This is a genomic window from Trichococcus patagoniensis (genome assembly GCF_003051085.1).
Taxonomy (GTDB): Bacteria; Bacillota; Bacilli; order Lactobacillales; family Aerococcaceae; genus Trichococcus; species Trichococcus patagoniensis.
This window is the reverse complement of sequence record NZ_QAOM01000013.1, coordinates 70832-93870: the sequence shown is the minus strand read 5'-3', so window position 1 is coordinate 93870 and position 23039 is coordinate 70832. Positions and strand designations below refer to the sequence as shown.

Genomic DNA, 23039 nt, shown 5'->3' with positions numbered 1-23039 from the left:
GTTTCCAGGTCTTTCACGTTTGCAGCCACTTCTTTTTCAAGGTCGATGATGTGCTTGAATTTGTACAGGAAGAAGTAGTCGATTTCGCTCCATTCATGGATCGTTTCCGGTGTCACGCCGCGGCGCAACGCTTCGCCCAGATAGAAAAGACGCTCGTCGCAAGCGACGCGGATGTTCTGTTCGATTTCTGCCATCGTCACGGTCTGGCCTTGGTCTTTCGGCAATGCCAGATGGTTGACGCCGTATTCCAGGGAACGGACGGCTTTCAGCATCGATTCCTCGAACGTATGGCCCATGGCCATGACTTCGCCTGTCGCTTTCATCTGTGTTCCGAGGGTGCGGTCACCCTTTTCGAATTTATCGAACGGGAAACGCGGGATTTTGGATACGATGTAGTCCAAAGCCGGCTCGAAAGCCGCGTAAGACGTGCCCGTGACCGGGTTCTTCATTTCGTCCAAGGTCAGGCCGACGGCGATCTTTGCCGCCATCTTGGCGATCGGGTAACCGGTCGCTTTACTTGCCAAAGCCGAAGAACGGCTCACACGCGGGTTGACTTCGATGATGTAGTAATCGAACGAGTAAGGATCCAATGCCAACTGGACATTGCAGCCGCCTTCGATTTTCAGGGCGCGGATGATCTGCAGGGAGACATCGCGCAACATTTGGTATTCTTTATCGGACAAAGTCTGGGAAGGTGCCACGACGATGGAATCGCCTGTGTGGACGCCGACCGGATCGATGTTTTCCATGTTGCAGACCACAATCGCGTTGTCGTTGCTGTCGCGCATCACTTCATATTCGATTTCCTTGAAGCCGGCGATGGATTTTTCCAACAGACATTGCGTCACTGGTGAGTAGCGCAAACCGTTCGCCACGATTTCACGTAGGTCAGCTTCATTGTGACAGATGCCGCCGCCGGTGCCGCCCATTGTGAAGGCGGGACGGACAATCAGGGGATACCCGATTTCCGCCGCGAAGCTCAATGCTTCCGCGACAGTATGGATAATGTCGCTCTCCGGGACCGGCTGATTCAATTCCGCCATCAATTGGCGGAACAGATCACGGTCTTCGGCTTGTTGGATGGAACTCAGTTTCGTGCCAAGCAACTCGACATTGTACTCGTCCAGAATGCCGGCTTCGTCCAACTCCACCGCCATATTCAGACCGGTTTGGCCGCCCAATGTCGGCAATAAGGCATCCGGGCGCTCTTTGCGGATGATGTTCGCGATGAACTCCAGCGTCAGTGGTTCCATATAGACTTTATCAGCAATCTCAACGTCCGTCATGATTGTGGCTGGGTTGGAGTTGACCAAAATGACCTTGTATCCTTCTTCCCTTAAGGCTACACATGCCTGCGTACCGGCATAGTCAAATTCCGCGGCTTGGCCGATGATGATAGGTCCCGAGCCGATCACTAGGATCGTCTTGATATCTGTGCGTTTAGGCATGCTTTACCTTCCTTTCCTTAAACTTCAATTGTTTGAAAAACTTCATCCATCACTGCAACAGCCTTGTCGATTTCAGCGCGCGTGACGTTCAGCGGCGGCAGGAAGCGCAATACCGTATCATGCGTGCAGTTGATGATGACCCCTTTTTCAAAGCACTTCGCTACGATGTCGGCTCCCTTCATCGCCAGTTCCATCCCGAGCAGCAAGCCTTTGCCGCGCACGTCGAGGATGAAGTCATATTTCTCCTTGAATGCCACCAATTTCGCTTCGAAATATTTGCCCATTTCATTGACGTTCGCCAAGATGTTCTCATCTTCGATCGCTTGAATGGTTGCGACAGCTGCCGCACAGACCAGCGGATTGCCGCCGAAAGTCGAACCATGGTCGCCCGGTTTGAAATGGGAAGCGACAGCATCTTTAGCCAGCAGCGCGCCAATCGGAACGCCATTTCCCAAAGCTTTCGCCAACGTCATCACATCCGGCTCCACGCCATAGCCTTCGTAGGCGAACAGCTTGCCGGTACGGCCCATCCCAGTTTGGACTTCATCAAAGATCAACAGAATATCCTTTTCGTCACAGAGCGCGCGCACTTGCTCCAGGTAGGCTTGATCGCCCACGTAGACGCCGCCTTCGCCTTGGATCGGCTCCAAAAGGATTGCGCATGTCTTTTCCGTAACTTTGGCAGCCAAAGCCTCAAAATCATTGAAAGGAACATAATGGAAACCTTCCAGAAATGGATCGTAATCTTTATGGAATTGCTTTTGGCCGGTCGCCGTCAGCGTCGCCAACGTGCGGCCGTGAAAGGAATTGTCGGCTGTGATGATTTCGTAGCAGCCTTCGCCGTGGACTTCGCGTCCGTATTTGCGCGCCAATTTGATGGCCCCTTCATTCGCTTCCGCGCCGCTGTTGCCGAAAAAGACCTTATCCAAAACGGAATTCGTGATCAGTTTTTCCGCCAACTGCACTTGCGGCTCGATCCAATAAAAGTTCGAGCAGTGGACCAGTTTGGCCGCCTGTTCCGCTATCGCAGCCGTCACTTTCGGATGATTATGTCCTAACGCGTTCACGGCTATGCCTGCCAGGAAGTCCAAATATTGCTTGCCGTCCGCATCCTTCAGATAGCTGCCTTGCCCTTCAACCATACAGATGGCTCCGCGGTTGAAGGTATTCATCAAGTAGGCTTGCCCTTTATTTTTTATTTCTTCATTCGTCATTCTGATACCCCTTCCTTCTCACGATCAATCATCGTGCCGATCCCTTCGTCAAAAAACACTTCCAATAAAATCGAGTGGCGCAGTCGGCCATCGATGATGTGCGCGCCATCCACACCGCCGCGCAACGCGTCGATGCAGCAGTCAACCTTCGGCACCATTCCGCCTGAGATAACGCCATCCGCTTCCAATGCTTCGATCTCTTCGAGCGTGATCCGCGAAATGAGGGAATTCTTATCATGGTAGTCGCGGAAAATCCCTTCCACGTCGGTCAGCAGAATGAATTTGTTTGCCTGTACAGCCTTTGCAATAGCTCCGGCTACATAATCGGCGTTGATGTTGTAGCTCATCCCGTCCTTGCCCATCCCGATGGAGGAAATGATCGGGATATAGCCGCTGTAGATGAGTGAATCCAGCATTTCCTTGTTGACTTCTTCCACTTCACCCACATATCCGATATCGATTTTTTCGCCGTTCTTTTCCAGATATTTTTTGCGCGCCAGGATCAGATTGCCGTCTTTCCCTGACAAGCCGATGCCTTTGCCGCCGAGCTGGTTCAGGGTTCCGACGATATCCTTGTTGACTTTGCCCGCCAACACCATTTCGACGATTTCCATCGTCTCTTTGTCCGTCACACGCAGACCTTGTTCAAAGTGACTCTCAACCTTCAGCTTTTTCAGCATATCGTTGATGGCCGGTCCGCCGCCATGGACGAGGATAGGGTGCATGCCCACCGATTTCATCAACAACAGATCTTGCATGACGGCTTTTTTCAGTTCTTCATTGATCATGGCATTGCCGCCGTATTTGATGACGATGATCTTATCGCGGAAACGGTTGACGTAAGGCAGTACTTCGACAAGCATTTCGGCTTTTTCACAATTGCTCTTGTTCATCTTCATCCTGCTCAGCTCCTGTAATCCGCATTTATTTTCACGTAGTCGTAAGAGAAGTCGCATGTCCACGTGCTGGCGGCTTCTGTTCCCAGATGCAGATCGATCAAAATATTGATTTCATCTGCTTCTAGTATTTTTTTCGCAAGTTCTTCATCGAAGACGACACCCATCCCTGCTTCGCAAAGCTTGATTTCGCCGTTCTTGCTTGAGAATGCGATGTCGATCACGTCGGCATCGAAGTATTCCGTTTCCGCATAACCGGCAGCTGTGATGACCCGGCCCCAGTTGGCATCCTCGCCGAACATCGCCGTCTTCACGAGACTGGAGGTAGCGACCGATTTGCCGATCGAAACGGCATCAGCCATTGTCTTCGCACCGGAAACCAGCACCTCGACAAATTTCGTAGCCCCTTCGCCGTCCTTGACCAATAGCTGCGCCAATTGGGAGCAGATGGACAGAACAGCCGCTTCAACTTCGGCATAGCCTGCATCATCCGCGGAAACAATCAGCGGATTGTCGAGTTTTCCGGTAGCGGCGACAAAGACTGAATCGTTCGTGCTCGTGTCCCCGTCGATAGTAGCATGGTTGAAGGTCGCATCAGCGGCTTTCAGTAACATCGCGTGTAAAGCTGTTTGGCCGATTGTGACGTCGGTTGTGATGTAGCCCAGCATCGTGCCAAGGTTCGGATGGATCATCCCGGAACCTTTGACCATGCCGCCGATGGTAGCCGTTTTGCCGCCGACTTCAAAAGTAAAGCTGACTTCTTTCGGAACCGTATCCGTCGTCATGATCGCCTTGCTGGCTGCAACGCCGCCAAATTCCGAAACTTCCGGCACAATCGCCTGAACCCCTTTTTTCATCGTAGTCATGTTCATGAACATCCCGATGACGCCTGTCGAAGACACCAACACCTCTTCCGGTTGGATATTCAGTTCTGTCGAAAGGAGCTTCACGGTCTCTTCCACATCGGCTTTGCCTTGTTTGCCTGTACAAGCGTTTGCGTTGCCGCTGTTGATCAGAATCGCCTTGAAGCGGTCATGTTGCTGCAGGGCTTTTTGATCGTACTGGACCGGAGCCGCTTTGACTTTATTTTTGGTGAAGACGCCCGCAACTGTCGCCCCATCAGGGAAATACAATAGCGCCATGTCTTTTTTGCGTTTCTTGAATCCGGCGTGGATACCTGCGGCTTGCACACCTGCAGCAGCAGTCACACCGCTTTTATGTAATTTCTTTATCATTTCTTCCGTTTCCTCCTTCAGTCTTCCGTTATTACGGGAAAAGCCCTATCATCTGTAATCCTGTCATTTCGGCAAGCCCGAACATCAGGTTCATGTTTTGCACGGCTTGGCCGGCAGCACCCTTCATCAAGTTGTCGATGACCGACACGATGATGACCCGGCCTGTGCGTTCGTCGTAAGTGACACCCAATTGACAGTTATTTGTGCCTTTTACCGATTTCGTCATCGGCCACATGCCCGCAGGCAGGACCTGCACAAACGGTTCGTCTGCGTAAGTTTCCTCAAATAGGGCGTGGATTTCGGCGGCTGTATGTCCCCCGGTGACCGTCGCATAGATGGTGCTGAGGATGCCTCGGCTCATAGGCACAAGATGCGGCGTGAACTGGATCATCGTGTCCGTACCGGCCATCTGCGTCAACATCTGCTCGATTTCCGGTGTATGACGGTGATGCGCTACCCCATAGGCTTTGAAGCTGCTTTCCACCTCAGTGAAGAGGTTCGCTACGTTGCCGGCGCGGCCCGCTCCGGAAGTGCCGGATTTGGAATCGCAGACGATGCTGTTCGGCACGACCCACCCTTTTTTCATCAACGGCATCAAGCCCAAGAGGATGCTCGTCACGAAGCAACCCGGATTCGCAATGACTGCGGCATCCTTGATCGCATCGCGGTCCCATTCAGGTAGACCGTACACGGCTTCTTCCAAAAGTTCCGGCTCTGTGTGCGGGACTTTGTACCATTCTTCGTAAACCGCTGCATCCTTCAACCGGAAATCGGCTCCCAGATCGATGACTTTTTTGCCTTTTTCTTTGGCTTTCTTGGCTATCGGCAATGCGTGTCCATGCGGCAATGCCACAAAAATAACATCGCTGTCCGTCGTCACTTGTTCCAGATCCAATTCTTCGCAGGTGTGATCGATGTTGCCCAACAAGTGCGGAAAAAGATGCTGGATCTTTTGACCTGCGTACGTGCGGGAGGTCAGATGATCCAAGACCACATCCCCGCGCAATCCCAATAATCGGACTAATTCCACCCCCGTGTAACCTGTTGCTCCAATGATACTGACATGAATCATACTTCCCATCCCCCTTTTTTTATTTGTTGTAAAACAGGCCAAGCCCGTCTTACAAAGACTTGCATATATACAAAAAAAACTTCCGTGCCTATACCAAATCAAATAGATTCAGTATAGGGACGAAAGTTCGTGGTGCCACCCTTATTTTCCAGCATGCGCGCATGCCGGACTCAAGTATTGCTACTTTTGCGATAACGGGGCAACCGGATTAAACTTTATGGTTCACATTCAGCTTATCAACTCAAAGTTCCTTTTCATCCATCGCGGTTGACCTTGCTTTCACCTTCCAAGGTTCGCTTCACTGTGCAAATGGATTACTCTTCTTGTCAAAGTTTTTGTTTGTGTTAGATGTTGTTTGACATTTGCATTAAATTTATCATCTGTTTTTCACTTTGTCAATCAAACTTTTGGAATAAATAAATTTCCTAAGGTCGCAGCCATGATCGCCTTGATGGAATGCATGCGATTTTCGGCTTGTTCAAACTGAAGACCGTGCTTGCTGCGGAAGGCGGCGTCGGTCACTTCCATCTCGCGCATGCCGAATGTTTCCGCGATTTCCTGGCCATATTGCGTTTTTGTATCATGGAAAGCCGGAAGGCAGTGCAACATGATCACATCGTCATTCCCGGTTTTCTCAATCATCTCCATATTGATTTGATAAGGTGTCAACAAGTCGATGCGTTCCGCAAATTTATCTTCTTCACCCATCGATACCCATACATCGGTATAAAGGACATCTGCCGCTTTTACGCCTTTGGCCACATCGGCTGTGATTTCGATTTTGCTGCCGCTCTTTTCAGCGAATTTCTGTGCCATCTCAACCAATTCTTCGGTCGGGAACAACGATTCCGGCGCGCAGATCGTGACATGAACGCCCAGGATAGCACCGGTAACCAAGAGGCTGTTGGCGACATTGTTGCGTCCATCCCCGACATAGACCAACTTAAGTCCGGCCAGCTTGCCGAAATGTTCTTTGACCGTCAGGAAATCGGCGATCATTTGGGTCGGATGCCATTCATCGGTCAAGCCGTTCCATACCGGTACACCAGCATATTTCGCCAAATCTTCGACGGTTTTTTGGCTGAAACCGCGGAATTCGATGCCGTCGAACATGCTGCCGAGCACTTTCGCGGTGTCTTCAACGGATTCCTTTTTGCCCAATTGGATATCATTTTTCCCCAGGTATTCAGGATGCGCCCCCAGATCGATGGCAGCCACTGTAAATGCAGCTCTTGTACGCGTTGATGCCTTTTCGAACAACAAAGCAATGTTCTTGCCTTCCAGATAACGGTGCGGGATGTTTCTTTTCTTCAGGTCCTTCAGGTGCGCTGAAAAATCGATCAGATACTCCAGTTCTTCCCGAGTAAAATCTTTTTCCGCCAATAAGCTTCTTCCTTGAAATACTTGTTCCAAAATTCTGCCATCCCCTTTTAATTTTATTCTCACGATCGCTCCTGCGAACGATCATTTCCGAGTCATGATGCAACTATTATTGGACTCATTTTATACCCTATTCTAATGAATTACAAACTATATTTTAATAATGTCCGCATCATTCGGCCAACCCAGCTGAACCAGCTGAACTTTTGTTCAGAAATTTTGTGTTTGACAATAGCACGAATGGGGATTATCCTAGAGACAACTTAATTGAATAGTCTTCAGGGACGGGTGCAAATCCCTACCGGTGGTAAAGCCCACGAGCCGTAAGGCAGATTCGGTCAGATTCCGAAGCCGACAGTTAAAGTCTGGATGAAAGAAGACAACAACCATTTAGCGAATGGCCTCATACGTTTATTTGTCATGCAAAGAACGCTTGTCCGCCATCCGTTCATGAATCGGAATGTCAATCCCTGGGTGTAGTGTATACCCGGGGATTTTTTGGCTTTATTTAGCCGGCCTTCCTTTGTCGAGCCCTGAAGCAGAACTGTTCAGGGCTCTTTATTTTGGAAAAGGGAGGCACGGAAAATGCACGATCTGGATACACACTTTATGCAAATGGCGCTGGAATTGGCTGAAAAAGGCCGCGGAGCCGTTGCGCCCAATCCGATGGTCGGCGCCGTCATCGTCAAGGACGGCCGCATCATCGGCTCCGGCTACCACGAAAAATTCGGCGAAGGCCATGCCGAAGTGAACGCCTTCCGTTCGGCGACCGAAGATGTGACAGGGGCGACCATCTATGTGACGCTGGAACCCTGTTCCCATTACGGCAAGACGCCGCCTTGTTCAGACAAAATCATCGAAAAGAAAATCGGGCGCGTCGTCATTGCGGCTCTGGATCCGAATCCATTGGTTTCAGGTCGCGGCGTCAAAAAACTGCAGGCTGCCGGTATCGAAGTGGTGACCGGCGTCCTCGCCGAAGAAAGCAGCCGTCTGAATGAAATATTCATGAAATACATCGTCACGAAAGAGCCCTTCGTCGTCATGAAAGCCGCGATGTCCTTGGACGGAAAGATCGCGACCCGGACCGGCGAATCGCAGTGGATCACCGGCCCCGCAGCAAGAGAACAGGTGCACCACTTGCGGAGTGCCCTCAGCGGCATCATGGTCGGCGTCCAAACCGTCATCACCGACGACCCGCAGCTGACCTCCCGCATTCCGGGAGGGAAAAATCCGGTGCGGATCATCGTCGACAGCACCTTGCGCATCCCACTGGAAGCAAATGTGCTGAAAAATCAGGACGCTGCCAAGACGATCATCGCAACGACAGCACGGGCGGACCGCAATAAGGTTGCCTTGCTGGAAGAAGCCGGCATTGAGATTGTGACCGTACCCGATCAAAGCGGCCAGACCGACCTGAAGGCATTCGTGAAAATCCTCGGGGAGCGCGGCATCGACAGTATCCTCCTGGAAGGCGGCGCGACCTTGAACTTTTCCGCGCTTCAGGCGAACATCGTCGACAAAGTGCAGGTCTATATCGCACCGAAACTGATCGGTGGAGAAACAGCAAAAACACCTGTCGGCGGAGCTGGGATCGAGAAACTGAGCCAGGCTTTCAGCGTGATCGAGCTGAAGGCCAGCGCTGTCGGAGAAGACATCCTGTTGGAAGGCTACATTTCCAAGAACGAACAATAGAGGAAAGTGGGAGGAAATTCATGTTTACTGGAATCATCGAAGAAGTCGGTACCTTAAAAGGCATTCGGCACGGCCAAAAATCTTCCATCGTCACTGTCGGCGGAAAAAAAGTGCTGGTCGGGACAAAAATCGGCGACAGCATTTCCACCAACGGCATCTGCCTGACGGTCACAAAGCTGCATAAGGATGCCTTCGATGCGGACGTCATGCCGGAAACATTGCAGCGTTCAAATCTTGGCACCCTGCAGATGGGCGGCCGCGTCAATCTTGAACGGGCTCTGCAGCTCGATACTAGACTGGGCGGGCACATCGTCAGCGGCCACATCGACGGAACCGGCGTAATCAAGGAATACAGAAAAGACGACAATGCCGTCTGGATCACCATTTCAGCCGGCGCGGAGCTGCTGCGCTACATCATCGAAAAAGGCTCGATCGCCATCGACGGCGTCAGCCTGACGGTAGCGGCGGTCGACAGCCAATCGTTCCAAGTATCCATCATCCCCCATACCGGAGCGGAAACGATCCTGCTTGAAAAGAAATTGGGCGACACGGTCAATCTGGAGTGCGACATCATCGGCAAATACGTCGAAAAACTGCTGGGATTGAACCCGCAGAAACAATCGAAACAAAGCAACCTATCGGAAGCGTTCCTGAAAGAGAACGGCTTCTTCTGAAAGAAATAACGAGGAGGGAAATAGACATGTTCAACACAACTGAAGAAATCATCGCGGACATCAAAGCCGGCAAGAACATCGTGCTGGTCGATGATGAGGACCGCGAAAATGAAGGGGACCTGATCTGCGCGGCGGAATTCGCGACGCCAGAAAACATCAACTTCATGGCCATCTACGCGAAAGGCTTGATCTGCATGCCGATGGATCGGACACTTACCGAAAAACTGGTGCTGACTCCGATGGTGGACCGCAACACCGACAACCACGGGACAGCCTTCACCGTCGCCATCGATCATATCGAGACAACCACCGGCATCTCAGCCTTTGAACGTTCTTTGACCGTCATGAAGGCAGTGGAGGATGACGCACAGCCCGAGGATTTCCGCAGACCGGGCCACATCTTCCCGCTGAAGGCAGTGGACAACGGCGTACTCGCGCGCAACGGCCACACCGAAGCCACCGTAGATTTGGCGCGTTTGGCCGGTCTGAAGCCGGCGGGTCTCTGCTGCGAAATCATGGCCGATGACGGCACGATGATGCGTACGGACGAACTGATCATTTTTGCCCATCAACATGACCTGAAGATCGGCACGATCGCGGATCTGATCACCTACCGCAAAGAGAATGAGCAGCTTTACAAACGCGAAGGAGAAGCGAAACTGCCCACCAAATACGGCGATTTCGACATCTACACCTACGTGAGCACCATCGATGCAGACGAACACCACGTCGCCTTGGTCATGGGCGATGTCACGACGGAAGAACCCGTTCTCGTGCGCGTCCACTCCGAATGCTTGACCGGCGATGTCTTCGGATCGAAACGCTGCGACTGCGGCCAACAATTGGACGCTGCCATGAAGCAGATCGCCGAAGAAGGGCGCGGAGTCTTAGTCTACCTACGCCAAGAAGGGCGCGGCATCGGCCTCGTCAACAAAATCCACGCTTATGCGCTGCAGGATCAAGGCTATGATACGGTCGACGCCAACCTAATGCTGGGATTCCCCAGCGATCTGCGCGAATACTACATGGCCGACGAGATGCTGCAGGACTTGGGTGTGAAAGAGATCCGTTTGCTGACGAACAACCCGCTTAAAATAGAAGGATTGAAAAAACACGGCCTGAAGGTCACCGAACGGATTCCGATCCAATTGGAGATCTTCGACGAAACACAACGCTACATGGAAACAAAGAAACAAAAGATGGGACACTATCTGGATTTATAAAAAAATAAAAACAATATCAGGAGGAAAACAAAATGAACATCATCGAAGGACAATTAATTGCACAGGATTTAAAAATCGCTATCGTGGTGGCACGTTTCAACGAATTCATCGGCTCAAAATTGGTGGGCGGTGCCTTGGACGGCTTGAAGCGCCATGGCGTGGCTGAAGATGCCATCGACTTGGCATGGGTGCCGGGCGCTTACGAAATCCCATTGGTGGCGCAAAAAATGGCAGCTTCCGGAAAATATGATGCCGTCATCACTTTGGGCGCCGTCATCAAGGGCGCAACGGCGCATTTCGATTACGTCTGTTCCGAGGTATCCAAAGGTGTAGCGACTGCCTCGATGACTACGGGCGTTCCGGTCATCTTCGGTGTCCTGACGACCGACACGATCGAACAAGCCATTGAGCGCGCCGGCACGAAAGCGGGCAACAAAGGCTATGATTGTGCCGTATCCGCTATCGAAATGGCCAACCTGCTTAAGAATTTATAAAAGTTTATGAAAAAACTAATGTTCAAAGATGTCCGCACCATCATCCTTGACTATGACGGCACCCTCCATGACAGCACCAAGAATTACATCCACGCCTTCAAACAAGCCTATGCTTACCTCGTTGAAGCCGGCTACGCTGCGCCAAGGGATTGGGCGGATGCGGAAATCACGAAGTGGCTGGGCTACAGCAGCAAAGCGATGTGGGAAAATTTCATGCCCGATCTGGATGAAGAGATCCGATCGAAGGCCTCAAAAATGATCGGTCTGATCCTGCTGGAAACAGCCCAAACCGGTCAGGCAGTCCTTTACGAAGGCGCTCTGGAAACCTTGCAGGCATTGAAGGAAAAAGGCTACCGCTTGGTATTTTTGAGCAACTGCAGCCGGGCCTACATGGAAGCGCACCGGGAAAGCTTCGGTTTGGAACGCTACTTTGACGGCATGTACTGCACCGAGGATTTCGATTTCATCCCCAAATATGAAATTTTTGAAACGATCCGCGCAGCCTTTCCTGGAAGTTACCTGATTGTGGGCGACCGGTTCCAGGACATCGAGATTGCCGAGCATCATCCCGTCGGAACAGTGGGCTGCCGCTATGGCTTCGGATTCCCCGGGGAACTGGACTCGGCGGATGCTTTGATCGACGATATCCGCGAATTGAATGACTTGCTGTAAAGCACAGAAAGAGGCTGGGATTTTGTCCCGGCCTCTTTCTGCGTTTCTGAATATTAGTGCGTCAACATGGAACAGCCGACGTAAGTGGGGGGCGTCGGCTGTTCGCAAGATGCCAACGACGGATTAGTCGACATAAGTAAGTTTCGTTGGCTGTTCATAAGATAGCGACTGTATATCAGTTGACATAACCAACTTTCGTCGGCTGTTCGCAAAAAAGCGCATGACGAACAGCCGAAGAACCAACCACTTGCTTCCTTACCGTTATGCCGTTATGCCGTTATGCAGTCCGATCCGGCACCGTAGCTTTCAACCGGTCCAGCAAGCGATAAAGCAGCTCCCCGTTGCTCGCGGGTATCGGATGATTGCGGATTTCCGCTGCCGTCTGCGTATAGGCGGTCCCGTCCAAGAAGGCCGCATCGTTCTGGAGGATATTTTCGATGCTCTCCTTTGTGGATTCGAAATGGAACTGCAAACCGATGACATTGCCATTGTAGACAAAGCCTTGGTTCGGGCAGACAGCGCTTGCGAACAGGCGCTCCGCCCCTTCCGGCAAGCCGAATTGCTCGCCATGCCAATGGAAAACGACCAGTTCCTCAGGCAACCCACCAAGTATTGTCGTATTTACCGTCCTTACCGGCAACCACCCTGCTTCCCGGTATTCCCCCTGAAAAATGTCGGCGCCCAAAGCTTTGGCGATCTGCTGTCCGCCCAGACAGACACCGAAGACCGGCTTGCCCTGGCTGATGAGTGCGGAGATGAGTTCCCGCTCCTCATCCAGCCAAGGCGGCTCATCCAAGACGCTCATGGGACCGCCCAATATCACCAGAAAATCCGTTTCCTCCGCTTTTGGCAACGTTTCCCCAAGAAACAGGCGGCAGATCGTGTATTCGGTTCTGGTCTGCCGGCACCAATTCTCGATTTCCGCCGGCCCTTCAAAATCTACGTGCTGCAAAATTGCGATTTTCATGCTGATCCTCCTCAAAACTGGTTATTTCCATCATAGACCCTCCGCTCGCAATCGTCATCCATCCCCGCGTTATTGAGTGCGGATGCGGATAGAGAATGGTATGATATACCTATAGAAAAACTTGATCCGAAGCCATTTCCGAAGGGAGCAAGCACCATGAGAAACCTGGACAAAGAAATTGCGATCATCAAAAAATTCAAAGCCGAACACCCAAACAAGGCCTACAAACTCTACATCGAGACAAGCGATGACTTCGATTTCCATGACGAAACCGAAAGCGAAGACTACATTGCCGTCCTCATCGCCGAATTGGAGACCGAAACGCCCGCAGAAAACCCGTTTTTGGAGGGCACGTCCGCCTACACCTGGGACGCCGAATACGTCATCTACATCGACAAACCGACAACCGCCGACCGGGAACTGATCACGAAATTGTATTATGACGAACTGCTCCAATATGTCTGAAGGGAATTATCCTTCAGGCATTTTTTTCGTTTCTTTTTTTGGCAGCCTTCTCCCGGATGCTCTTGGAAACGGCAGCCTCGTCCGTTTCCGCCGCATCGGCATCTTTCCCGTTTGGCTCCTGTTTTTTTGACGCACGCAGCACCTTCTCCACGAGCAGTTTGACCAACCGATCCAGTTCCATCATCATGATTCCCCCTCCTGTATTTGTTCCTCATTATCATACAACACTTGGCAGATTATTTTGGATATTTCAATTCATTGTGATCCAGACACAAAGTTTACGTTCAGTTTATCCCTTCCGGTTATAGTTACACCAAGGTTTACAAAACGTAAATAGTAAACCAAACCGAAGGAGGAAAAAAATAATGAGTGAAAATTTTGAGAATGCGATCAGGGAGCGCTTTGAGCAGGGCTTCAAGAATTGGAACAACGGATATGATGCTTGGTTGGACTGGTGCGAAACGTTGTACGAACCGGATGCGCACTATAATGTCTACAGCGATCGGCTGACTTTGCAACAATACAAGGATATGATGGGGCAACTCTTCCAGGCCTATGACATCGAGTTGGGCGAGTTCCACAATATGATCGTCGAGGGCGAATGGGGTGCAATCCGCTACAACGTCTACATCATCGATAAACGGACCGGCGAGCGGATCGAGCAGAAAACGATGGAATTTGTGAAATTCAAAAACAATCCGGAACCGATCGGCGCACGCGTCGTCGAAGGCTGGGCTTTGTCCGACAAACCGCTGTCAGCCCACTGATACCAAGGCACTTACTGCATCATGACAACATAAAACAGCCTCCGGGAACCCGCATCATGCGGGTTCCCGGAGGCTGTTGGTTTTATCCTATTTACGGCAAACAGATCAATCGTTCAAGGATTGTTCCGACAGCCATTCAGTCCAGTTCTGTCCCGTTTGAGGCGATGACTTTTTTGTACCAATCGAATGAATCTTTTTTGCTGTGTTCCAGACTGCCTTTTCCTTCATCATCCTGATCGACATAGATGAAGCCGTAGCGCTTGTACATTTCACTTGTGCTGGCGCTGATCAGATCGATGCAGCCCCATGGCGTATAGCCCATCAGATCGACACCTGCTCCAATTCCTTCCTGTCCTGATAGATGGCCATGTAGTCGTTCACTTTCAGTGTTTCGACGTAGACTTCATGCAAACTGCAGCCGATCATCGCTTTTCTGCTTGCCTCGAGGACATGCATCGTGCTCACGAGCGGGATGGATTCCGCCTTCAGCGGGAACAATTTCTCCAATTCTCCCGCAAAAGTCGTCAGACTCCCCATGTCCACCAACAGCAGGATATCATCTGCAATCTGATGGTTTTTGATGTAACGGACCAGCCTTTCGAACACTTGCTGTGGTTCTTCATCCAAGCGCGCATTGATCCCGATGGCGCCGTCATGGTTCAAGAGTTGGTTCGCCGTATCGCAAAGCGCCGACGCAATGCCTGATCCGTGCGCAATCACGATGACCTGCACTTTTGCCAATTTCTCGATTGCATCCATTTCATCATGCGTCAGGAACATGATGAAATAGCTTGCCTCCTCTTCCAGAATCCGCACACCCAGATCCGCTTCCAAAATGGCCATGCATTCTTTCGCGACACCATACATCTCCGGATACTTATCGATGATCGCTTCATGCATATCGTTCTTCAGCACATGATCCTGTTGGCTGCGCTTCACTAGGTTGTAGATATGGATCGCCATCATCTGGAACACCTTATCACTCATCACCTTGCCGGTCTTGATCGTGACATGGCGGAGTATTTTTTCGAGCTCCTTGATGATGTTTTCCGGCACAAGAGCAATCAGATTTTCCTTATTCGAAAAAAGTTGTTCCTTTTCACCGGTCAATTTGAAATACGTCTTCAGATCGTGCTCCATGGCCTTTTGGATCTCTTCCGCACTGGCCTTTTTCTTCTCCAATTCCCGGTAGCGGGTGTTCATTTCCCTATAGATAGTACTCTCGCTCGGGGTGCTGCTCACTTCGGGAACGGTGTTGTCCGAGGGCAGATATTGGATCGCCTGTTGGTTCGTATCATCGCATTTCGACCACATCTGGCGGTGATCCGCATTGCTGAGCAGGCCCGCACGGATATAATCCGGCAAGTCCTTGCTGCTGACTTTCAGATAGTCCACTTTTTCGGCCAAGGAACGGGCGTAGCTTTTCGCGAAGACGATCCGGATATCCGCTTTGAACTGCCCGATGTTCAATTCGCATTTGTAATGCAGAAAGGCTTTCAGCGCATTCTTGCTGAAATACATCGGCATCCCCAACTGATCCACTTCCCGTTGGACGAATCCATCGAACAGCTGATGGCGTTCCTCGGTCGTCCTTTCCCTCAAGCTTGGCAGATCGATGATGATCGGCAGCCTGCGGATAAAGGTCTTCAAGAGCGTGTCCTTCTTTTCCGTCGTCGCGCCGATGATCAGCACATTGGCGTGGTGATCTTTGTCCGATTCCCCTAGCGGCCGGAAAACACCGCGGTCGATGTAGGTGAACAGCATTTCCTGCCCTTCGATCGGCAACCGATGGATCTCATCCAGAAACAAAATGCCTCCGTTCGCCTTCTCAAGAAGCCCCATCTTGTTCATTTCCGCACCCGTATAAGCACCCTTTACATGACCGAACAGTTGGCTCATCAGCAGCTGTGGATTATGCGCATAATCGGCGCAATTGAACTGGATGAACGGCGATGCCTCCGCCAGCTTCCTCGATTGGATGCCGTATTTATGCAGCAGATCGGCGAACAACGATTTCCCGACGCCGGTCTCCCCCAGCAACAGCATATGCATGCCGTCCCCTGGATACAGGATGGCCGCCTTGCCTTGCTCAATCTGATGGAAAAGGCTGGGATTCTTCTTCAGGAAGTTGTCCATGTCCACGATTTTAGGCGTTTCCTTCGGTGAGGCAACCTGTCTGGGCAGCTTGCGTGCACACGGAAAAAAACGTACCGGTCTGGTCTTCTCTTTGTAGCAGCGTTTTTCTTTGTGCAGCTGGTTCAGGTCGCGGGAAATATTGCTGCGATCGCTCTGCAATCTGTAGGCGATCTCCTCGGCCGTCACTCCCTGCTTCTTCTCTTCATAAAGCATGCCCAATGCCTCAAGCACTTTTTCTATTCTCTGCAAAAATCATCACCCCTAAGCAAGCGTTTACATCTTATTGACAATCGTACCATATTTTCATGATGTACGAATACAAAAACGTTCAATCTAGATTATTGTTTTGCAATGTTTGACTGCGAACGGGAGAATTGGCAAATCTGAAAGTGAGAATGAACAAATTGCCCCAATACTTCTCTGACCGGATACTATATAATGAACCTTATCAAATTCCAATGTACAAGCGAGGGTTGCAAATGATCAGTCTATTATTGGTACGGAAAATTGTCCAGCTATTCCTCATCATGATTTTGGGTTATCTGCTGGTCAAACTGAAGGTTCTGAAGACGGAGGAAAGTGTTGTCCTGTCGAAACTGTCGCTGTATCTGGTGATGCCAGCCGTAATACTCAACGCCTTTCAAGTCGACTTCAAACCGGAAATCCAAGCAGGCCTGACGCTGGCCTTTGTTGCGGCGATTGCCATCCATGCAGTGTTGCTCGTGATCGGACACAGCTCCGGCAAGCTTTTCAAATTCGAAGAAATCGATATCGCGTCCATCATCTATTCCAACGCGGGCAATCTGATCATCCCCATCGTAACAGCCGTTCTGGGCAACGAATGGGTCATCTATTCGACCGCCTTTGTGTCCGTGCAGTTGATTTTCCTGTGGACGCACTGCAAATTGATGTTCTCGAAAGAAAAGAAACCCAATTTACGGAAAATCATTCTGAATGTAAACATGATCGCCATTTTTGTTGGCGTGCTGTCTATGGTGTCGGGGATCCTCTTGCCGGCTATGCTGAACGAAACATTGGCTTCAATCGGCTCTATGATCGGACCGCTGGGCATGCTGATCACAGGCATGATCGTCGCCGGAATGGACATGAAGCAAGTATTCACAAGCAAAAAAGTGTATGTGGTGACCTTCTTCAGAATGATCCTTTGTCCGGCCATCATCCTGTTGCTGCTGAAACTCAGCAATGCCGCTAGTTTCGTGAATAACGGAACGGAAATATTGCTCATCACCTTCTTGGCTACCGTGACCCCCGCAGCCTCCACCGTCACGCAATTCGCGCAGGTGCACAATCAGGATGCTGCATATGCAGGTGCAATCAACATCATGACCACGCTGATGTGCATTGTGACCATGCCCCTGTTCGTGATGCTGTATTATATGTAAGAAAAAAACCCTTGGAACATTGAAGCCTGTCGCTTCAGTGTTTCCAAGGATTTTTTTGAGGAATATACATTTTGGTATGGCATGGGGCCACAAAAATCAACCAACTGGGGCATAACAGCAATAGAATATCACGCAATAATTATGTCAGCGCGTTTGATGGACCATCATTTTTTGAGCCAACTCATCAGAAATAATATGCGCGGATGGACGCTTAGTAATTTGTTTGATGTATCCACCCACGCTTAATCTGTCCAATGACTGATTCACCTTATACCTGGTAGCGTTAACGTGAAGCTCAAACTCCTTATCCATCAATTCAGTCTTAAATATCCATGACTGGCACAAAATATATAAAATATTGGTGTCCAGTTCATTCTCAAAATCATAAGCTGTTATCATACCCCATGAATTTTCCAGCAAATCACTACTGTTGTTTAATTCCTCTAACAATTTCAATTGCCCTTCATACACTATTTTTAGCATGTGATAGACAAACATTGTCCCTTCGCCCATGTTGTGTTTATTTGATGTAATAACAAAAGCATCATAGTACTTATTTTTTGTATCACTGATCATATGGGAAAAGCTGATGGCCGTTAAAGGATCTAATTTCTGGGCCAAATATCTGCAAGTGATGTATCTGCCTGTCCGGCCGTTGCCATCGTAGAATGGGTGAATATATTCAAAAAAGTAATGGGCTAACATAATTTTAATCAAAAAAGGAATATCTTTTGCGTTCAGGAAGGAAATGAACTTTCTCAAGTCGGTCATTATAGACTCTTCAGTATGGTTCCCTATGTGAACTACGCCCCTATTGCCATGCACTTCAACGCCTTCGACCCTGAACAATTCACCATCGAGCTTATTTTTTTCTTCAATTTCCTCAGAAACTAAGGTGTCATAGATATCTCTGATTTCTTTTACATTATTTATGGGTTGGAAAGATTCGTAATACAAAGAGTAATAGAGATTAACGATCCCTTTGAAACGACTATTTTCTTTTTTGTTTAGAGTAACAACCTTAATGGCATCCCCTACCTCTTTCCTTGTGCTTCTTACGCCTTCCATTTCATTCGTACTCATAATTTCATCCGTCAATACTTTATTATAAAATTGTTTTTTCGCAGCCTCAGGGAGCCTATCAGACAACTTGTTTATCATATTCGCGTTATCCATTATGTACTCTTGCAACATGGTCAGCTCATTATTATTCACGACAAACAGGCTGTATGTCGGCGCCAGCCTTATCCCTCTCTCTATGGGATGTATTTCTAAATTTGTATGATACGTACTATGACTGGCTAGCCTCATCTGGTACTCTTTTTCATATTCGTCAAGGCTGCCATATCTTATTACGCTTAAAGGCTGGTATTTTTTCATAAAGACACCCCTTTTTTGTTTCTATTTACTAAATAGTACCATTTTTTTAAAATATTTCAATTTTTACGACCTCTTAAATTCAAAAAAGGACGTTTTTTGAATTTAACAATATAATTTTCCCAACCTATTTCAAAAAAATGCGGCATTTTTGATTTTTTCAGCATTCGACGTGCTATTCAAAATCAAATAAAAAAGCCCCAAAAACATCAAGAGTTTTTCTCTCAATGTTTCCAAGGCTTATCCGATAAATCTGTATGGGCAATGGGGGGCTCGAACCCTCGACCCGCTGATTAAGAGTCAGCTGCTCTGCCAACTGAGCTAATTACCCATATCACGTGCTGATCACGTAACAAGTATCATTTTACTCTTCTTTTCAATAAAATGCAATAACTTCAGAAAAAAAAGAGTCCACTTCCGGATAGTGTCTCCGGATACGGACTCTTTTTTGTATTCATTACTGCCTTAGATGCTTGCCCAAACATTTTCCAATACGTTCGTTTGGTTGCGGTCTGGTCCCACTGAGAAAGTGGAGATGCGGACACCCACTGTTTCTTGAACGCGACGGACATAGTTGCGTGCATTTTCAGGGAGTTCTTCCAATGTGCGGCAACCAGTGATGTCTTCGCTCCAACCTGGCAACTCTTCATAGACAGGCGTGCATTGAGCCAATTCCTTCAAGCTTGCTGGATAATGGTAAATCAATTCACCTTCAGCATTTTTATAAGCTGTACAGATTTTGACTGTTTCCAAGCCGCTCAAAACATCGATGGAGTTCAGGCACAGATTTGTGATGCCTGAAACGCGTTTTGAATGACGCATAACAACTGCGTCGAACCAGCCGATACGGCGCGGTCTGCCAGTCGTTGTGCCGTATTCACGACCGACTTCGCGGATTTAGCTTCCGACTTCATCGAACAATTCAGTTGGGAACGGTCCATCGCCGACACGGGAAGTGTAAGCCTTGCAGACACCGACAACTTTATCGATCTTGGTAGGGCCCACACCGCTACCGATGGTTACGCCACCAGCAACCGGGTTGGAAGAAGTAACGAATGGATAAGTACCTTGGTCGATATCCAACATAACCCCTTGAGCGCCTTCAAATAGGACGCGTTTGCCTGCATCCAATACATCGTTCAAGATAACGGATGTGTCGGTTACATATTTTTTGAGTTCTTGACCATATTGGTAATACTCTTCAAAAATATCTTCGAATTTGATTTCTACAGAATCGAACATTTTTGTGAACTGACGATTCTTTTCTTCCAAGTTGATCTTCAGGCGTTCTTCAAAGATCTCTTTGTCCAACAAATCAGCTACCCGGATACCGACACGCGCTGCTTTATCCATGTAAGCTGGCCCGATGCCTTTGATGGTCGTACCAATTTTGTTTTCGCCTTTTGAATCTTCCTGAAGCTGATCCAATTGAATATGATAAGGCAAAATGACATGAGCACGGTCGGAAATACGCAGGTTATCCGTGTTGATACCGTGATCTTTCAAATATGCCAATTCTTTGATCAATGATTTCGGATTCACTACTACGCCGTTTCCGATTACACTGATTTTTTCTGGATAAAAAATGCCGGATGGAATTAAGTGCAATTTGTATGTAACGCCATCAAACTGGATTGTGTGGCCAGCATTGTCTCCGCCTTGATATCTAGCGATTACTTCTGCATTCTCACTAAGGAAATCTGTAATCTTCCCTTTACCTTCGTCTCCCCATTGAGTCCCAACAACTACTACTGAAGTCATTATTTACTCCACCTCATCTTATTTATTCATAACACTATGCTAGTTTACCAATATTACCTATGTCTTTCAATAAAGAATCAAATAAAAGCGCTCATTTCTGAACAATTTGTCCAATATCATCAACTAATTTCCGGCATATAGCTCATCGAAGAAAATTTGTTGAATTCCTTTTTGAACAGGAGCTTTACGGTTCCCCGCGCCCCGCTCCGGTTTTTTTCGATGATGACCTCAACGACATTGTTCTCCAGCTCATCCCGTTCCGAATCATCGCTGCCTTCACGTTCGTAATAATCGTCGCGGTACAGGAAAGCAACGATATCGGCATCCTGCTCGATCGATCCCGATTCACGGATATCACTCAATACAGGACGTTTGTCTTGCCTTTGTTCCACGCCACGGGACAATTGGGAAAGGGCGATGACCGGCACTTTCAGTTCCTTCGCCAATTTCTTCAGTTGACGCGAAATGTCGGAAACTTCCTGTTGGCGGCTTTCGCGATTGTTCCCTTCGATCAGCTGCAGATAGTCGATCACGATGAGCCCCAAACTACCTTGCTCCTGCAGCAAACGACGGCTTTTCGCCCGGATTTCCGCGATCCGGATCCCCGGGGTGTCGTCTATGAAGATTTTCGACTGGCCAAGCGTCCCCATCGCCATGATCAGGTTCGACCACTCCTCTTCTGAAAGCTGCCCTATCCTCAAATGACCGGCATCAATGTTCCCTTCCGCGCATAACATCCGGTTGACCAACGACTCCGCCCCCATTTCCAAGCTGAAGATGGCGACTACCTGGTCCGCTTTGGTTGCGACATTCTGCGCGATGTTCAGGGCAAAAGCGGTCTTACCCACGGCCGGACGCGCTGCCAGGATGATCAGCTCCTCTTTCTGGAGGCCCGCCGTCATTTTGTCCAAGGCGATGTAGCCTGTTGGCACCCCGGTCACGTCATCGCTCCGTTGAGCCAACGATTCGATGTTCTGCAACGACGCCGAAACGACATCCGATATGCGGATGAAGCCGGATCGGTTTCTCCTTTCGGATACCTGAAGGATGTTCTGCTCGGCACTATCCAGCATGACGGCGAGCTCATCACCTTCTTCATAGCCTTTGCGGACAATTTCTGTAGCCGATCGGATCAGATTGCGCAAGATCGATTTCTCTTCCACTATCTTGGCGTAATATTCCACGTTGGCTGAAGTGGGTACCGCAACCGCCAATTCGGCCAAGTACTCCATGCCACCAGCATTTTCAAGCTGATTCTTCGTATCCAACTCATTCGAGATGGTGACGACATCGATCGCTTCATTTCGATTGTTCAATTGCAAAATCGCATCAAAAATAATCTGATGATTTTTTCTGTAAAAATCAGATGATTCAAGATATTCCAGAACATTCACAACCGTTTCAGGATCCAAGAAAATGGAGCCCAGAACGGATTGCTCTGCTTCTATACTATGAGGGGGTATACGATCTTGAAGTGTTTCTTCCATTTTATATTTTCACCCTTCAGGTTTTATCATTTTGATGAGGAAACACTGCTGGTTTCTCCATCTTCGCTTTCTTATTGTACCCCAAAAATGTCGGTTTTACAATTCGCAAATGGGAACGTTTGTTCTTTTTGGCAGGTCAGGTCAGACAGAATCAAATGCGCCTCATAAACAAACAAAAAGACAGAGATCTGTATCCCTGTCTTTCGTTTGTATTTGGAAAATCATTACCCTTCCGTAACCTGCACGGTTAATATGGCTGTTACTTCCGGATGAATTTTTACCGGCATTTTTGTGAAACCCAATGCACGGATAGGATTTTCTAATTCAATTTTTCGCTTATCCAATTTAACATTATGTTGCTTTTGCAGTGCTTCAGCAACCTGTTTCGTTGTTATGGAACCAAACAACCGACCATCTTCGCCAATTTTTGCGGATAGTTTGATGATTGACTCATCCTTCTCCAGAAGCGCCTTTAATTCTTGAGCTGTTGCCAACTCCTCAGCCTGCTTCTTCTCTTCAGCCTTCTTTTGGCCTTTCAATGCGGAAATAGTGGCGGCGTTCGCTTCTTCAGCCTTACGGTTTTTGATCAGGAAATTAGCGTAGCCATCCGCAACATCCTTGACTTCCCCTTTTTTACCTTTGCCTTTGACGTCTTCTAAAAAAACAACTTTCATTT

General features: G+C 49.0%; 20 protein-coding genes, 1 tRNA gene, 2 pseudogenes, 1 riboswitch and 1 other annotated feature. Of the genes and pseudogenes, 8 read left to right on the top strand and 15 right to left on the bottom strand.

Annotated features, from left to right (window positions below):
- The 6 genes from carB to argF all read right to left on the bottom strand — a co-directional run.
- Positions 1 to 1448, bottom strand: a 1448-nt coding sequence (gene carB / locus C8U37_RS10160) for a carbamoyl-phosphate synthase large subunit (RefSeq protein WP_146161826.1), incomplete at its 3' end; no start/stop codon positions are given.
- Between the two features lie 17 nt (positions 1449 to 1465).
- Complete coding sequence (locus C8U37_RS10155; RefSeq protein ID WP_108033113.1) at positions 1466 to 2662, bottom strand: acetylornithine transaminase; 1197 nt, start codon at positions 2660 to 2662, stop codon at positions 1466 to 1468.
- Entirely contained in the window at positions 2659 to 3561 is a 903-nt protein-coding gene (gene argB / locus C8U37_RS10150; protein ID WP_211306175.1) for an acetylglutamate kinase, read from the bottom strand. Before argB ends, C8U37_RS10155 begins: the two co-directional genes overlap by 4 nt.
- Positions 3562 to 3566: 5 nt before the next feature.
- A complete protein-coding gene (argJ, locus tag C8U37_RS10145; protein WP_108033112.1) occupies positions 3567 to 4793 on the bottom strand; it encodes a bifunctional glutamate N-acetyltransferase/amino-acid acetyltransferase ArgJ in 1227 nt (408 codons plus the stop codon).
- A gap of 31 nt (positions 4794 to 4824) precedes the next feature.
- A complete protein-coding gene (gene argC / locus C8U37_RS10140; RefSeq protein ID WP_108033111.1) occupies positions 4825 to 5865 on the bottom strand; it encodes an N-acetyl-gamma-glutamyl-phosphate reductase in 1041 nt (346 codons plus the stop codon).
- A 112-nt stretch (positions 5866 to 5977) separates the two neighbouring features.
- Positions 5978 to 6204 (bottom strand) — a binding site (T-box leader).
- Positions 6205 to 6264: 60 nt separating this feature from the next.
- Positions 6265 to 7281 carry an ornithine carbamoyltransferase gene (gene argF, locus C8U37_RS10135; RefSeq protein WP_170100256.1) on the bottom strand — a complete coding sequence of 339 codons (1017 nt, stop codon included), beginning with the start codon at positions 7279 to 7281 and terminating at the stop codon, positions 6265 to 6267.
- Positions 7282 to 7515: 234 nt separating this feature from the next.
- Positions 7516 to 7630: riboswitch (FMN riboswitch) on the top strand.
- 200 nt (positions 7631 to 7830) lie between these two features.
- On the opposite strand from argF, the gene ribD reads away from it, so the two are divergent.
- From ribD to C8U37_RS10110, 5 genes are read left to right on the top strand one after another with little or no spacing between them, the layout of a single operon-like run.
- Positions 7831 to 8937, top strand: a complete 1107-nt coding sequence (gene ribD, locus C8U37_RS10130; RefSeq protein ID WP_245879817.1) for a bifunctional diaminohydroxyphosphoribosylaminopyrimidine deaminase/5-amino-6-(5-phosphoribosylamino)uracil reductase RibD — start codon at positions 7831 to 7833, stop codon at positions 8935 to 8937.
- Positions 8938 to 8957: 20 nt separating this feature from the next.
- The gene (gene ribE / locus C8U37_RS10125) at positions 8958 to 9611 is read left to right on the top strand and encodes a riboflavin synthase (RefSeq protein WP_108033109.1); all 654 of its coding nucleotides are present in this window, start codon (positions 8958 to 8960) and stop codon (positions 9609 to 9611) included.
- A gap of 26 nt (positions 9612 to 9637) precedes the next feature.
- Positions 9638 to 10834 (top strand): bifunctional 3,4-dihydroxy-2-butanone-4-phosphate synthase/GTP cyclohydrolase II, encoded by a 1197-nt coding sequence (locus C8U37_RS10120; RefSeq protein WP_108033108.1) that lies wholly within the window; start codon positions 9638 to 9640, stop codon positions 10832 to 10834.
- Between the two features lie 32 nt (positions 10835 to 10866).
- Positions 10867 to 11328: a 6,7-dimethyl-8-ribityllumazine synthase gene (ribH, locus tag C8U37_RS10115; protein ID WP_068624029.1), complete on the top strand. Its 462-nt coding sequence runs from the start codon at positions 10867 to 10869 to the stop codon at positions 11326 to 11328.
- Between the two features lie 6 nt (positions 11329 to 11334).
- On the top strand, positions 11335 to 12000 hold the full coding sequence (locus C8U37_RS10110; RefSeq protein ID WP_108033107.1) for an HAD family hydrolase: 666 nt from the start codon (positions 11335 to 11337) through the stop codon (positions 11998 to 12000).
- A 277-nt stretch (positions 12001 to 12277) separates the two neighbouring features.
- Here the strand turns inward: C8U37_RS10110 and C8U37_RS10105 are convergent, their stop codons facing one another.
- On the bottom strand, positions 12278 to 12967 hold the full coding sequence (locus tag C8U37_RS10105) for a type 1 glutamine amidotransferase (protein ID WP_108033106.1): 690 nt from the start codon (positions 12965 to 12967) through the stop codon (positions 12278 to 12280).
- Positions 12968 to 13123: 156 nt separating this feature from the next.
- Here C8U37_RS10105 and C8U37_RS10100 point away from each other — a divergent pair, with 156 nt between their 5' ends.
- Entirely contained in the window at positions 13124 to 13432 is a 309-nt protein-coding gene (locus C8U37_RS10100) for a hypothetical protein (RefSeq protein WP_086986356.1), read from the top strand.
- A 13-nt stretch (positions 13433 to 13445) separates the two neighbouring features.
- Here the strand turns inward: C8U37_RS10100 and C8U37_RS14490 are convergent, their stop codons facing one another.
- Positions 13446 to 13619, bottom strand: coding sequence for a hypothetical protein (locus C8U37_RS14490; RefSeq protein WP_170100254.1), 174 nt, complete (start codon positions 13617 to 13619; stop codon positions 13446 to 13448).
- Positions 13620 to 13797: 178 nt separating this feature from the next.
- Here C8U37_RS14490 and C8U37_RS10095 point away from each other — a divergent pair, with 178 nt between their 5' ends.
- Positions 13798 to 14199: a nuclear transport factor 2 family protein gene (locus C8U37_RS10095; RefSeq protein ID WP_108033105.1), complete on the top strand. Its 402-nt coding sequence runs from the start codon at positions 13798 to 13800 to the stop codon at positions 14197 to 14199.
- Between the two features lie 136 nt (positions 14200 to 14335).
- Here C8U37_RS10095 and C8U37_RS10090 read toward each other — a convergent pair.
- Both C8U37_RS10090 and C8U37_RS14755 read right to left on the bottom strand, forming a co-directional pair.
- A pseudogene (locus C8U37_RS10090) lies at positions 14336 to 14539 on the bottom strand (family 1 glycosylhydrolase); the annotation flags it as partial.
- Positions 14521 to 16335 (bottom strand): sigma 54-interacting transcriptional regulator, encoded by a 1815-nt coding sequence (locus C8U37_RS14755; RefSeq protein ID WP_281257515.1) that lies wholly within the window; start codon positions 16333 to 16335, stop codon positions 14521 to 14523. The gene C8U37_RS14755 and the pseudogene C8U37_RS10090, both read right to left, overlap by 19 nt.
- Positions 16336 to 16814: 479 nt before the next feature.
- Here C8U37_RS14755 and C8U37_RS10080 point away from each other — a divergent pair, with 479 nt between their 5' ends.
- Positions 16815 to 17738, top strand: a complete 924-nt coding sequence (locus tag C8U37_RS10080; RefSeq protein ID WP_108033103.1) for an AEC family transporter — start codon at positions 16815 to 16817, stop codon at positions 17736 to 17738.
- A 144-nt stretch (positions 17739 to 17882) separates the two neighbouring features.
- Here C8U37_RS10080 and C8U37_RS10075 read toward each other — a convergent pair whose 3' ends face one another.
- From C8U37_RS10075 to rplI, 5 genes and pseudogenes are all read right to left on the bottom strand, one after another.
- Positions 17883 to 19118, bottom strand: a complete 1236-nt coding sequence (locus C8U37_RS10075) for a Fic family protein (RefSeq protein WP_108033102.1) — start codon at positions 19116 to 19118, stop codon at positions 17883 to 17885.
- A 255-nt stretch (positions 19119 to 19373) separates the two neighbouring features.
- Positions 19374 to 19446 (bottom strand) — tRNA-Lys (locus C8U37_RS10070).
- A 134-nt stretch (positions 19447 to 19580) separates the two neighbouring features.
- Positions 19581 to 20876: pseudogene (locus tag C8U37_RS10065) on the bottom strand (adenylosuccinate synthase).
- A gap of 119 nt (positions 20877 to 20995) precedes the next feature.
- Positions 20996 to 22363: a replicative DNA helicase gene (dnaB, locus tag C8U37_RS10060; RefSeq protein ID WP_108033101.1), complete on the bottom strand. Its 1368-nt coding sequence runs from the start codon at positions 22361 to 22363 to the stop codon at positions 20996 to 20998.
- Between the two features lie 224 nt (positions 22364 to 22587).
- The gene (gene rplI, locus C8U37_RS10055) at positions 22588 to 23037 is read right to left on the bottom strand and encodes a 50S ribosomal protein L9 (protein ID WP_108033100.1); all 450 of its coding nucleotides are present in this window, start codon (positions 23035 to 23037) and stop codon (positions 22588 to 22590) included.
- Between the last annotated feature and the right edge of the window lie 2 nt (positions 23038 to 23039).

Excerpts from the sequence above, each read along its gene's own strand:
- C8U37_RS10155 (WP_108033113.1), bottom strand. The coding sequence starts at position 2,662 with ATGACGAATGAAGAAATAAAAAATAAAGGGCAAGCCTACTTGATGAAT.
- argB (WP_211306175.1), bottom strand. The coding sequence starts at position 3,561 with ATGAAGATGAACAAGAGCAATTGTGAAAAAGCCGAAATGCTTGTCGAA.
- argJ (WP_108033112.1), bottom strand. The coding sequence starts at position 4,793 with ATGATAAAGAAATTACATAAAAGCGGTGTGACTGCTGCTGCAGGTGTG.
- argC (WP_108033111.1), bottom strand. The coding sequence starts at position 5,865 with ATGATTCATGTCAGTATCATTGGAGCAACAGGTTACACGGGGGTGGAA.
- ribD (WP_245879817.1), top strand. The coding sequence starts at position 7,831 with ATGCACGATCTGGATACACACTTTATGCAAATGGCGCTGGAATTGGCT.
- ribE (WP_108033109.1), top strand. The coding sequence starts at position 8,958 with ATGTTTACTGGAATCATCGAAGAAGTCGGTACCTTAAAAGGCATTCGG.
- C8U37_RS10120 (WP_108033108.1), top strand. The coding sequence starts at position 9,638 with ATGTTCAACACAACTGAAGAAATCATCGCGGACATCAAAGCCGGCAAG.
- ribH (WP_068624029.1), top strand. The coding sequence starts at position 10,867 with ATGAACATCATCGAAGGACAATTAATTGCACAGGATTTAAAAATCGCT.
- C8U37_RS10110 (WP_108033107.1), top strand. The coding sequence starts at position 11,335 with ATGAAAAAACTAATGTTCAAAGATGTCCGCACCATCATCCTTGACTAT.
- C8U37_RS10105 (WP_108033106.1), bottom strand. The coding sequence starts at position 12,967 with ATGAAAATCGCAATTTTGCAGCACGTAGATTTTGAAGGGCCGGCGGAA.
- C8U37_RS10100 (WP_086986356.1), top strand. The coding sequence starts at position 13,124 with ATGAGAAACCTGGACAAAGAAATTGCGATCATCAAAAAATTCAAAGCC.
- C8U37_RS14490 (WP_170100254.1), bottom strand. The coding sequence starts at position 13,619 with ATGATGATGGAACTGGATCGGTTGGTCAAACTGCTCGTGGAGAAGGTG.
- C8U37_RS10095 (WP_108033105.1), top strand. The coding sequence starts at position 13,798 with ATGAGTGAAAATTTTGAGAATGCGATCAGGGAGCGCTTTGAGCAGGGC.
- C8U37_RS14755 (WP_281257515.1), bottom strand. The coding sequence starts at position 16,335 with ATGGACAACTTCCTGAAGAAGAATCCCAGCCTTTTCCATCAGATTGAG.
- C8U37_RS10080 (WP_108033103.1), top strand. The coding sequence starts at position 16,815 with ATGATCAGTCTATTATTGGTACGGAAAATTGTCCAGCTATTCCTCATC.
- C8U37_RS10075 (WP_108033102.1), bottom strand. The coding sequence starts at position 19,118 with ATGAAAAAATACCAGCCTTTAAGCGTAATAAGATATGGCAGCCTTGAC.
- dnaB (WP_108033101.1), bottom strand. The coding sequence starts at position 22,363 with ATGGAAGAAACACTTCAAGATCGTATACCCCCTCATAGTATAGAAGCA.
- rplI (WP_108033100.1), bottom strand. The coding sequence starts at position 23,037 with ATGAAAGTTGTTTTTTTAGAAGACGTCAAAGGCAAAGGTAAAAAAGGG.